This window comes from Providencia sp. Me31A, from assembly GCF_050487165.1.
Classification (GTDB): Bacteria; Pseudomonadota; Gammaproteobacteria; order Enterobacterales; family Enterobacteriaceae; genus Providencia.
Genome location: NZ_JBKQGZ010000008.1, coordinates 67172 through 79689 on the forward strand (window position 1 = coordinate 67172; position 12518 = coordinate 79689).

Annotated in this window: 9 protein-coding genes; 4 read left to right on the forward strand and 5 right to left on the reverse strand. The window is 39.0% G+C overall.

Annotation, left to right across the window (positions count from 1 at the left end):
* Window positions 1–156: 156 nt before the first annotated feature.
* The 3 genes from ACLPIE_RS08050 to ACLPIE_RS08060 all read right to left on the reverse strand — a co-directional run bounded on the left by ACLPIE_RS08050 (window position 157) and on the right by ACLPIE_RS08060 (window position 2673).
* Window positions 157–456 (reverse strand): hypothetical protein, encoded by a 300-nt coding sequence (locus ACLPIE_RS08050; RefSeq protein ID WP_430261003.1) that lies wholly within the window; start codon window positions 454–456, stop codon window positions 157–159.
* Between the two features lie 412 nt (window positions 457–868).
* A complete protein-coding gene (locus ACLPIE_RS08055; RefSeq protein ID WP_430261004.1) occupies window positions 869–1468 on the reverse strand; it encodes a nitroreductase family protein in 600 nt (199 codons plus the stop codon).
* 344 nt (window positions 1469–1812) lie between these two features.
* Window positions 1813–2673, reverse strand: a complete 861-nt coding sequence (locus tag ACLPIE_RS08060) for a MetQ/NlpA family ABC transporter substrate-binding protein (protein WP_430261005.1) — start codon at window positions 2671–2673, stop codon at window positions 1813–1815.
* 247 nt (window positions 2674–2920) lie between these two features.
* On the opposite strand from ACLPIE_RS08060, the gene ACLPIE_RS08065 reads away from it, so the two are divergent.
* Window positions 2921–3955, forward strand: coding sequence for an isopenicillin N synthase family dioxygenase (locus ACLPIE_RS08065; RefSeq protein WP_430261006.1), 1035 nt, complete (start codon window positions 2921–2923; stop codon window positions 3953–3955).
* A gap of 43 nt (window positions 3956–3998) precedes the next feature.
* Window positions 3999–5282 (forward strand): cystathionine gamma-synthase family protein, encoded by a 1284-nt coding sequence (locus ACLPIE_RS08070; protein WP_430261007.1) that lies wholly within the window; start codon window positions 3999–4001, stop codon window positions 5280–5282.
* Between the two features lie 37 nt (window positions 5283–5319).
* Here ACLPIE_RS08070 and ACLPIE_RS08075 read toward each other — a convergent pair whose 3' ends face one another.
* A complete protein-coding gene (locus ACLPIE_RS08075; protein WP_430261008.1) occupies window positions 5320–9003 on the reverse strand; it encodes an SbcC/MukB-like Walker B domain-containing protein in 3684 nt (1227 codons plus the stop codon).
* A gap of 10 nt (window positions 9004–9013) precedes the next feature.
* Complete coding sequence (gene sbcD / locus ACLPIE_RS08080) at window positions 9014–10219, reverse strand: exonuclease subunit SbcD (RefSeq protein WP_430261009.1); 1206 nt, start codon at window positions 10217–10219, stop codon at window positions 9014–9016.
* 248 nt (window positions 10220–10467) lie between these two features.
* Between sbcD and phoB the strand changes: the two genes are divergently transcribed.
* Window positions 10468–11157, forward strand: coding sequence for a phosphate regulon transcriptional regulator PhoB (gene phoB / locus ACLPIE_RS08085; RefSeq protein WP_430261010.1), 690 nt, complete (start codon window positions 10468–10470; stop codon window positions 11155–11157).
* A 22-nt stretch (window positions 11158–11179) separates the two neighbouring features.
* Entirely contained in the window at window positions 11180–12490 is a 1311-nt protein-coding gene (gene phoR, locus ACLPIE_RS08090) for a phosphate regulon sensor histidine kinase PhoR (protein WP_430261011.1), read from the forward strand.
* Window positions 12491–12518 lie beyond the last annotated feature (28 nt).

The window sequence follows — 12518 nt, forward strand, 5'->3', positions numbered from 1 at the left end:
TTTTATATCGCTAAAAAATAGGGTATTAATAATGGAAGGTCGTGCTTAATAGTTGAAAAGTTAAAATTCAAAGTGAGTAGATTAAAGCTCGGAACGTTAATGCAAGGTTTAAGTTAAATACTCCGAGCTTGTCTCATTATGGTAAAAATAAATAAATTATTCATAGAACATATTCAACATAGGTAACTTACTGTATTTATCATATTCAACTTTGACATATTCAGATTCTATTTTTTTGCCATCTTTTAAGGATTGAGTTATTGAAATGTCTTTACCTTTTCTGTAACACTTAACATTAATGTGCTCTTTAGTTTGGATGCTTACGGAACATTGAGGTTCATAGACACCACCTGAAAATGTAATTGTGCCTCCTGACGAATTATTACTTGCATAGGTGAAAGAATAACTTGAAATGATTATTGCAACAACAGATGTTAATAAAGATAAATATTTCATAGTCCACCTCACTAATAACACTGAACACGTCATTTCGTGTTTTTGTGCCTTCACTTTTAGTGTAGTTCAAATATGGACAATGCAAAGTGAAAAATGCAAATATACTTAAAATTTAGGGGTGGTATGTTGTAGTTTATTGATAAATATCAATTTTAAATTTAAAGAAAATACTATTTGATTAATTATTAGGTATTAAGTGAAATGATAAAATAATATGACTGGATGTTATTGGTATATTTCTTGGCTTAAGTTAAATAAATTTAGAATAAGTAAATTTTTTATATTTTTTTATGTTTAATATGATTAGGTATCCCTGGTGATGACTAAAAATAAAAGTTAAAAAACATTATGTAAATAAAATCCCTTGCAGAGATATATGCAAAGGATTTTGGTGGAATATTAATATGTTATATTATTTGAAAACTTTGAAGCGGACATCATCGTCCATAAATGCTTTATCACCAGCCGGCGCATTAATAGAGCCAAAGACCATCTGAGCGCGTAATATCCAATTAGCTGGGACATTCCATGTTTTTTGCACATCATTATCAATTAATGGATTGTAGTGTTGTAATGATGCACCGACATTTTCTTGTGATAAGGCTGTCCACACCGCAAATTGTGCAATACCACTTGCCTGTTCCGACCAAATAGGGAAATTCTCAGCATATAAAGGGAACTGCTCTTGTAAGCCTGTGATAATATCTTTATCTTCGAAAAATAGAATTGACCCTGCGCCTGCTGCAAAGCTATCTATTTTTTGTTCAGTTGCTGCGAATGCTTGCTCAGGGACAATTTTACGCAATGCTTCTTTAGTCAGATCCCATAATTTTTTGTGCTCAGCACCAAATAAAATCACAACTCTTGAAGTTTGTGAGTTGAAAGATGATGGTGAGTGTTTTACAGCTTCCTTAATTAACTTAGTAACGTGTTCTTCAGATACAGGTAAAGCATCGCCAAGGTTATAAATAGTGCGACGATTTTTAATCATTTCGATAAATGCATTAGACATATAGGTCTCCTAACTCTTTATTAGCACACGGCGTTTTGTTGAGTCAATTTCAGAAGCCGTCGTTTGTTTCAATGATTATTACTATAGCGGGATGAAGGCAAAATCATAGAAAAAAAATTTAACCGTAAGGTTCAAATTTTTGCTTTAAGTTTTAAATTCAAAAATATTAAATGAAATCAATATAATAACGGTTTCATTGAGAGGTTTTAATAGAAAATAGGGAATGAATAAGGCGAATTGCACAAAATGCGCAGAAAATAATTGAGTAAGATAAATAAACTGTGTTCAATAATAAACGTGCCTAGCGAGGTGCATAACCTCGCTAGGTAAGAATGGCAACTTGTTTAATCAAGTTCGCTGACATCTTTGGTTATGTCTATTTTTGTTCCGCCAAAGTTATCAGATATGTACTTTCTTACTGCTTCTGTATGGTATAACTGCGTTAATTTAGCAAATTTAGGATTATCTTTGTTTGCCGTTTTTACGACTAATAAATTAATATTATTCGTAATTGTTTCATCATTTTGTTCGCGAAAAAGCGAATCTGTTAATACATTTAGGCCACCTTCTTGAGCCGCGGTATTTCCAATAACGGCAATATCAACATCAGGTAATGCTCTTGGACCATGAGCGTATTTTATTTGGCGGAAAACAAGATCTTTTGGGTTCGAAATAATGTCGTTGATTGATCCTGTCGCTTGGTTGAAATCAGGTTTTAAGGTAATTAAATTGGCTTTTTCAAGTAATTTCAGTGCACGAATATGGTTCGCAGCATCATTAGGTATAGCAATAATAGCTTCTTGTGGTATATCTGCGAGGTTTTTATATTTTGCCGAATATATTCCCATTGGCTCAAAATAAGTCGTTGAAATAGCTGTTAACTGGTGGTTGTGGCTTTTATTGAAATCTTTTAAAAAGCCCCAAGATTGAAATGCATTAACATCCACATCTCCATCAATGGTTGCAATATTAAGTGTGATTCCATCATCAATAATTTTTACATCAATATCTAAATTAGCTTCTTTGGCACTTGGTGATTGGGCGATAAAACGCCAAATATCTGCATCACTGCCGTGGCTGCCAATAATAATTTTTTGTGGTGATTGCGCAATGTTAGCCGTCTTATCATCGATATTTTCCTCTTGCGAGCAAGCTGTTAAAGCAGAAAACGACATCGCAAGTAATAATGCAGGTAGTTTTTTCATATGATTATCTCTAATAGTTTTGTTGTTATTATCTAATCAAATAAAAACGCATTTTTATAAATAATATTTTATTGGTTTTTTATTTTTTTAGTTATATGTGTGTAAATAAGCATACTATGAAAAATAGTTATATCGTTATAGTTTTAAATTATTTTTGGTAATATTTAATATGGTATTTAATCAGCTAATAACATCATGAGTTTTTTTCATTATTATTTAAAAAACTATTTTAGAAGGTTGATTAATTATGGCTTTAACACAATTACCGATTATTGATCTACAGGAACTTGATGATCCTGCAAGTAGAGAAAATTTTTATAAGAAACTGCGTTTTATTGCTCGTGAAATTGGTTTTTTCTATTTGGTTGGACACAATATTTCTGCTGAAACTCGTGAGCAATTATTAACGACGACCAAGCGTTTTTTTGCCTTACCTAAAGCAGAAAAAGAATCTATTTCAATGGAATATTCTCGACACTTTCGTGGTTATACCGCATCCACAGAAGAAAGTACTCGCAACCAACCTGATTATCGTGAGCAAATTGATATTGGTGAAGAATTACCTGCTTTACCCCTGACAGAAACAGACCCGATCTGGTTTAATTTACATGGGCCGAACCAGTGGCCACAATCATTGCCTGAACTAAAAGTCCAAGCACTCGCATGGCAAGCGGATATGCGAGCAATAGCGGTAAAGTTGATTAAAGCTTTTTTAGTTGCCTTAGAAATGCCAGAAAATAGCTTTGAAAAAATTATTGCGGAACCAGCGCAACACCTCTTAAAACTCATTCATTACCCTGCACGGGAAGATAATAATGACGGTGAGCAAGGGGTCGGTGCGCACAAAGATGCAGGTATCTTAACGTTATTATGGCAGGATAATAGTGGTGGTTTACAAGTTGAAACGGATAATGGTTGGATAGATGTAGAGCCACTTGAAAACGCGTTTGTTGTCAATATTGGGGAAGTATTTGAATTAGCAACAAACGGGTATTTACGTGCGAATGTTCATCAGGTTGTCAGACGTAAAAATAGTCATTCGCGTTATTCTATTGCTTATTTTATTACCCCCAGTGTATTTGCGGACGAAGTTCCACTATTAAAATTACCTAGCTATCTAGCTGATCAGGCTTTAGGGCCAGATAGTGATCCCTTGAATCCATTATTTAGCAATCTCGGAAAAAATGTGATTAAAGGGCGCTTGCGCTCACATTTAGCCGTGACACGTCGTTTTTATCCTAAAGAATATGAGCAAATAATTAGTAATAGTAATATTATTTGATTGTTAGAATAGATAATGAGAATAAACCTGATTGGAGCCAAGTATGTCAGAACAAAGTTATAAAAAGGATTTAAAAGGAAAAGCGCTATCCCCTGAAACCTTGATGATGAGTTATGGATATGATCCTCAACTTTCAGAAGGTTCGATTAAACCTCCTGTTTTTCTGACATCGACTTTTGTATTTAAAACGGCTCAGGAAGGAAAAGACTTTTTCAATTTGGTTAGTGGGCGCACACAAACACCTGATAATCAAAAGCAAGGACTCGTGTATTCTCGATTTAACCATCCAAATAGTGAAATTGTTGAGGATAGGTTGGCGCTCTATGAAGGGGCTGAAAGTGCGGCGTTATTTTCTTCCGGCATGTCGGCTATCACAACATGCTTGATGGCAGTTCTAAAGCCTGGGGATGTCATGCTGCACTCTCAGCCTTTATACGGTGGAACGGAAACGTTATTTTTAAATACTCTGACGCGTTTTGGTATTACGTCGGTTCCTTTTCAAAATGGTTGCGATTTCGATGCTATTTTAGCAGTGGCAAATCGTGTTGAAAAAGGTAAAAAGATTGCTGCGATTTATATTGAGACACCTTCTAACCCGCTTAATACACTGGTAGATATTGCCTTATTGAGTCAAGTCACGAAAAAGATTGCCCAGCAGCAAGGTGGAGAAGCTCCATTGTTAATCTGTGATAACACATTACTTGGCCCTATATTTCAAAAACCACTCGCTCTCGGTGCGGATTTAAGTGTGTACTCACTAACTAAATATGTGGGCGGTCATTCAGACCTTGTGGCAGGAGCGGTAGTCGGTCGATATGAGTTAATTAAAAAAGTCAAAGCACAACGTAATGCGATTGGCACCCAATTAGACCCGCATTCGAGTTGGATGTTAGGTCGTTCGTTAGAAACATTGCAGTTAAGGATGGAACGTGCGAATGACAGTGCTCAAACGTTAGCTGAATATTTATACCAGCACCCGAAAGTTAGTAAAGTGCATTTTCCTGCATTTTTTCCGAAAGAGAGTGTGGAATATCAAATTTATCAAAAACAATGTTCGGGGGCAGGGTCAACATTCTCAATTAATGTGGGAGAAAATGAAGCGGACGCATTTCGCTTTTTAGATAACTTAGCCATTTTTAAATTGGCTGTTAGCTTAGGTGGAACAGAATCTTTAGCCAGTCATCCGGCGTCAACAACGCATTCAGGGATAGCTCAATCGGTACGTGAAAAAATTGGAATCAGTGATAACCTAGTTCGCTTATCTATTGGCATAGAAAATGTACATGATCTCAAACATGCACTAGAGTTAGCATTGGAGTCAGTGTAAACCTCGGGTGGGGGAGGCGCCCCCACCAAAATAAGCTTTAATTTACGCGGTATTGTGCGGGTAACTCGCTAAAGCCAAGTCCATTGGCTTTTTTCACGGCTATTTGTACTGGAATACGCTCTTTCATCGCTTCAACGTGGCTGATCACTCCAATAGTTTTGCCTGATGCATTTAAGCTTTCCAACGCATCAAGCGCTATGTCTAAGGTTTCTGAATCTAGTGTGCCAAAGCCCTCATCTAAGAATAGGGATTCCAACTGCGTTCGGTTACTCACCATATCTGACAAGGCTAAAGCTAATGCTAGGCTGACTAAAAAGCTTTCTCCGCCTGATAACGTTTTAATATCTCGGACTGTGTCAGCCTGCCAACCATCAATCACTTGCAATTCAAGATTAGCTTGATGACTGCGCTGTAATAAGTAGCGCCCATACAGTTTATCCAATTGTTGATTGGCAAGAGATACTAGGCAATCAAGGGTTAAACCTTGGGCGTATCGGCGGAATTTATCCCCTTCAGCCGATCCGATAAGTGAATTTAAATAGCTCCAATCGTCATAACTTAATTGGCTTTTTTGTATTTCTTGCAGTAAATCTTGTTGTTGATGGCGTTGCTGTTTATCGGTATCTAACCGATTGATTATTTGCCCTTGTTCTTGGTTTAACAGTTTTATTTCTTCCTCTAAAGAGGCCACAATAGTGTGTAATTGAGCTTCGGAGAGTTCTGCTAAATCAGGGATACGCTGTTGATTCAGTGTTTCGATTGCCAGTCGCCCTTCTTTATGGCGGATTTCACATTGCACCTGCGCCTGGGTAAGTTGCAGTTTTAATTCTTTAAGTTGTTGTTTTTCCTCGTTATTTAATAATGCAGCAAGAAATTCTTGTTGGTGAGTAAATGGACTAATTTCTAATGCTTGAGTGAATTGTGTTTGGGCTTGTGTTTGTGCCAACATGGTTTTTTGGCGTGCTGCCTCAAGCTCCTGATAACTTCCATTCATCGCAGCAATAGCCTTATCAATCTCGATAAGTTGCTTACTCAGTTGCTCTTGTGTCTGTGAAAGCTGCTCTTGTTGAATATTTAGTTGTTGAATAAATTGGCTTACAGGAAGCCCAGAAAGTAATGTTTTTCGCTGGCTATCTTTTTGTTCTAAATCACTTTTTATTTTTGTAAGTAGTTCTTTCTCAGACTCGAGTTGTTGGCTAAGCAGTTGTAATTGTTCAGACTCAGATTTCAATGTAGCATTATTGACCTCAATTTGCTGGTTGAGGGCTTGTGCAGCTATTTTTTGACGATTGAATAATTCACCGCGTTGAGTGACCTCATCAACCCATTCATCGAATTTTTCGCTCTCAGGCAACTTAAGGTTAAACGGGGTTAGTAATGCATTTAATTGCATTGTTTGCGCCTGCCAACGTTGTTTTAGTTGATTTAGTTCTATCTGCGTATCATCAAGCTGTTGGGTTTGGTATTTCAAACGCTCTTCAACTAATAACAGGTCGGATTGTAATTGTTTAAGGTGAGCTTGCTGCTCTTGTTGCTGTTGCTTAGCTTGTTGATATTCACGTTCAAGTAAGGTGAAATCGGTAATGATTTTTTGCTGCGTAGTGAGTCTAGCTGTTAAGTTATCAATCAATTCGCTGACAGACTGTTCGTTTTGGGCTAAATCTGGAGTGAGTGCTTGCTGACAGGTTTGCTTCCATTTCTGGTTGAGAACATCTAATTGAACTATGGATTTTTGTTGTAGCTCGGCATTTTCGCTCAGGCGTTGATTCTGTGTCGCTAACAGTGAAACTAGCCCCGCATGATGTTGCTTGAGGTTATCAAGCTTCTCAGTGAGTTCAATGAGTTGCTGCTGGGTTTCACTTAGCTGAATAGACTGATAGTCCTTTACCGCTGGGTGTTCGGTTGAACCGCATAATGGGCATGGCTGACCCGCAAGTAATTGTTGGCGTTCACTTTCTAAACTGACAATTTTCTGTTCTAGTTGCCGCTTTTCATTGGTTAATTTAATAAGCGGCGCAAGTTCATTGATACGGTTGGCAGTAATGTCTTGTTCTTTTTGGGTTTGAGTAATTGAGTCAGTTAATTCACTTTGTTGTTGGTGCTGTTGTTGCAATTGCTTTTGTGTTGTTATGCATTGGGATAATAGCAATGGCAATAGTTTCGCATGCTGCAATTGGGATTGTAATTGTTCAATATGTTGATGAACAGTATTAATATTTTGTTTTTCTTGACTATTTTTATAATTTCCTTCTAATTGGCTAAATGCGGTTGAACTGTGTTGTAAGGCGCTGTGCTTTTCAGATAGTTGCTGGGTGCGTTGCTGTTTATCGCTTTGTAACGTTTCTATTTCTTTCGAGAGTGTTTGCTGTTTTCGGTTTAAGTTTGTAAGTTTATCCGCTAATTCAAAGACCAAACGACCTTGCTGTTTCCAGCTTCCTACTTGCGCGCTAATTTCAGCATCTATAGGGTTAGCGTCTAGAAAAGCATTAAGTTGATTTAATTGATGATTAGCGGTTTGGATTTGCAGTTGGGTTTGATTAACTCGCTGCTGTTTTTGATCAAATGCAGCTTGCTTCTCAATAAGCTGTTGAGAGAACTCTAGATATTGCTGCTTCAATTGAGCCAGTTGGTTATCAAGGGGACGGACAACGTCTTCTATCAATTGATTCTGTTGCTTCACAAAATCCATGTGTTGGCGATATTGTTCCTGTGATTGGATGAGCTGGTTCTGTAGTGGGGCTTGTTTTTCCTGCTGAGCTTGTAAGCTTTGCTGTAATAGATTTTGTTTAGCGGTATATTCAATGATCAATTGCTGCTGGCGTTCAACCTCTTGCCATAACGGACGAAGTGATTCTGCTGGGGCATTGTCAGCCAGCCTCTTCAATTGAGGCTGGGCAGTTTGCCATTCAAGCTCAGCTTTTTTTATTTCATTATCAAGGGATTGCATTCTCTGGGTGAGCTGCTGATGCTGTTGCCACCAATTAACCCCTTTTTGGTGGTGAAGTTGTTTTTTCTTCAGTTGAGTTTCTTGCTCAGTTAATTGACTTTGCCTTTTCAGCAATTCCTGATGCTCTGATTCCGTAAGTAAATTAATACTTTGGGCTCTGGCTTTTAATAAGTCTAAATTGGTTTTTGCTTGTTTATATTGATTAAATATATAAATCGAAATTTGACTATAAATTTCAGTGCCCGTAATTTCTTCTAATAAATCGGCTCTTTCTTTTTCGGAAGCATTTAAAAATGCCGCAAAATCCCCTTGGGAAAGCAAAATGGATTTAGTGAAACGACCGAAATCAAGTCCAGTAATTTTGGCTATTTTATCACGAACTTCCGTGATTTTGACGGCTAATATTTTACCGTCAGAAACCTGAGCTAACTCGGCTTTTGCATCTTGCAAGTTACCATCTGCTTTATTTCCTGCACGTCGTTGGCTCCAAAAGGCGCGATAAGCCACGCCTTTGACTTCAAATTCTACCTCAGCAAGGCATTCCCCCGTATGGCGGGTCATCAATTCATTTTTGCTTTTTGAAATCGGGCCTAATCGTGGTGTTTGATGATATAGCGCTAAGCAAATTGCATCCAATAATGTGGTTTTCCCTGCTCCAGTTGCACCGGTAATAGCAAACAATCCTTGACTAGCAAAGGGTTCTTGTGTGAAGTCAATTTTCCATTCACCTTTGAGAGAATTAATATTTTTTAGACGTAGGCTTAAAATTTTCATATTGATCCCGTTACTCTTGGCTCAATTCAGCAACAGATTGTTTAAATAGTTGGATTAGACGCTGTTCACGCTCTGGATCATCAAGAGATTCTTCCGCCAAGCGGCGTAGGAATACCTCTTCTGCATTCAGCTCGCTAAGCGTTTCATTGGGCAGTACAGGGGAGTGCCCTTGCTTTTGCTTACGTGCACGGCGCAATAGCACCACTTCAACGGGAAGGTTGTGAGTTAAAGACTCAATGCGTTGTTGAATGTCGACCAAATAATCTTGAGAAGCCACTTCGATATCCAGCCAGACTGGCTTTTCCCCTTGATGATCTTTCCAGATCTCAAGTTGTTGTTCTATCTCTTTTAAAGATCCCGTGAGACTTTGCAGTGGCTGAGTGATAGGGATCTCTAAGGGGATAACGTGTGAAAGTGCACTCCCGTCGAATTCTACCAAACAAATACTTTTTTGCTGTGTCGCTTCATCAAAACTCAGTGCAATTGGAGAGCCACAATAACGAATATGTTGTTGTCCACCAATAACTTGTGGACGATGGATATGCCCTAATGCAATGTAATCTGCTGGGGGAAATGCCCCTGATGGGAAAGCATCTAAGGTACCAATATATATGTCACGCACTGAATCTGTGAGTGCAGCACCGATAACTGTTAAGTGCCCTGTCGCAATAATCGGGATATCGAGACCTAATGTCGCGCGTTGCTCTAGGGCGAGTTGATAGCTCATTTTGTAATAGTCATGAATAGCGGTTTGCAGTGAAAGTTGTTTTTCTTCACTGCTTTGTCCTGCAACGCTCTGTTGTATATCCCGAGGGCGCAGGAATGGGATCGCGCAAACTAGCCCAATTGGTTGTGATTGCTTATTGCGTAAAGTGATAACATTGGGCTCTGTTCCTGATGTGATCACATGGGTATTAAGATAGCTGAGTAGAGAACTTGATTCATTAAGCACGGATACGGAATCATGGTTACCGCTTAAAATGACTAACTGGCAGCCTGTTTTTTGCAGGTCGACGACAAACTTGTTATACAGTTCACGTGCGTAACTGGGTGGTGAGCCGGTATCAAAAATATCACCTGCAACAATAACCGCATCTACATGGTGGAGTTCGACTTGTTCGACTAGCCAATTTAAGAAATGCTGGTGCTCAGACGCACGGCTTTTGGTAAAGAAATACTGACCAAGGTGCCAGTCAGAGGTATGAATAATGCGCATGAGCTATCAATTCCTTTCATTATTAAGTGTAATGAATATTCTAAGAAACAGTATACCTTATCCATCTAATTGGTTGGGCAAAGTCGGTGCATTTATCGTAACATGACTGAAATATTTCACTTAGATGACATTTAGCCGCTAAAATAAAGCGGAATATATGCTTTACCGGTGGGGGTTCATAATTCTGTCATAAAAGTGACGCATAATGCTTTCACATTAAAAATGTCTTCTTATTTACAGGAACAATCATGGCAAGACGCATTCTAGTTGTTGAAGATGAAGCGCCCATCCGAGAAATGGTTTGTTTTGTATTAGAACAGAATGGTTTTCAATCTATTGAAGCTGATGATTATGACAGCGCAATAGCTCAGCTTGTCGACCCACTACCCGATTTAGTGCTACTGGATTGGATGATCCCTGGTGGCTCAGGTATCCAAGTCATTAAGCATATGAAACGCGATAGCGCAACACGCGATGTCCCTGTCATGATGCTAACAGCGCGAGGGGAAGAAGAAGATCGCGTAAAAGGCTTAGAAGTCGGGGCTGACGACTATTTAATTAAGCCATTTTCCCCAAAAGAGTTAATTGCACGAGTGAAAGCCATTTTGCGCCGTATTTCACCGATGGCGACAGAGGATATTATTGAAATGAATGGGTTAACATTAGATCCCACATCTCATCGTGTTACCAGCAATGATATTCCTATCGACATGGGGCCGACGGAATATAAGTTACTGCATTTCTTTATGACCCACCCCGAGCGCGTGTATAGTCGCGAACAACTGCTTAATTATGTGTGGGGGGCGAATGTTTATGTGGAAGACAGAACAGTGGATGTCCATATTCGACGCTTAAGAAAAGCACTGGAAACGGAAGGGCATGATAGAATGGTACAAACCGTACGCGGTACAGGTTACCGTTTTTCAGTCCGTTATTGATACCACCTAGGGAGAGGCCAGCGTGCTTGAACGCTTATCAATTAAACAGCTGATTTGGGGGCTGTTTTTATTTATCTTACCCGCATTGATATTATCCATTTTTATCGGCCACCTCGCGTGGCTTTTGGTGATATCATTATTGGCAGCATTAGGTTGGCATGGATATAACTTACTAAAACTTTCCTACTGGTTATGGCTTGATAAAAGTATGCTGCCGCCAGAAGGTAAAGGGGGATGGGCGCCAATATTTTATGGCATCTATCAAATGCAGCAACGTAACCGTAAACGCCGCCGTGAGTTAGGCCAGTTAATTAAACGTTTTCGTAGCGGGGCGGAATCTTTACCTGATGCAGTGGTGATGATGACGACGGAAGGCAATATTTTCTGGTGTAACCGCCACGCTCAAGCGTTACTTGGTTTTCGATGGCCGGAAGATAATGGTCAGCACATTTTTAACTTATTACGTTACCCTGATTTTAGCCGTTATTTTTCGATTAAAAGCTATGAACAGGCGCTGACCATCGAACTCAACAGCGGTGAAATCGTTGAGTTTCGTATTTTACCATATACCGAAGGGCAGTTATTGATGGTGGCTCGTGATGTCACTGAAAAACGTCGTTTGGAAAAAGCACGCAGGGACTTTTTTGCGAATGTAAGCCACGAACTACGTACGCCTTTGACGGTTATTCAAGGATATCTTGAGGTGATGGATGATCAAGAGGATATTCCTGCCGTTAATAAAAAAGCCTTACATGTAATGCAAGATCAAACTCATCGAATGGATAACTTAGTTAAACAGCTATTACAGTTATCTCGCATTGAAATCGCCCCCCAAATTAATCTAGATGAGCAAGTAAATATCCCTGTTATCCTCAAAATGATTGAACAAGAAGCACTAAGTTTAAGCCAAGGTCGTCATCAGTTTGAATTTAATATTGATGAAAAGCTACGGGTTCATGGCAATGAGGAGCAACTGCGTAGTGCGGTGGCAAATTTAATCTATAACGCTGTCAGCCACACGCCTGACGGAAGCAAAATTTGGGTCGATTGGCAAAGAAATAGCAATGGCGCACGCTTTAGTGTGAGGGATAATGGCCCCGGGATCTCCGCAGAGCACCTTCCTCGCTTAACAGAACGGTTTTATCGTGTGGATAAAGCACGCTCACGCCAAGGTGGGGGTGGGACAGGGCTCGGTTTAGCGATTGTTAAACACGCAGTTCAACACCACAGTAGCCAGTTAATTGTGACTAGCCAGCTCGGTAAAGGTAGTGAGTTTTCATTTACCTTACCTCCGGTTTTAATTGTTGATGATAAAAAGCTAAAAAAAGCATAATTAACTTCACTTTATTAATAAAATTAAA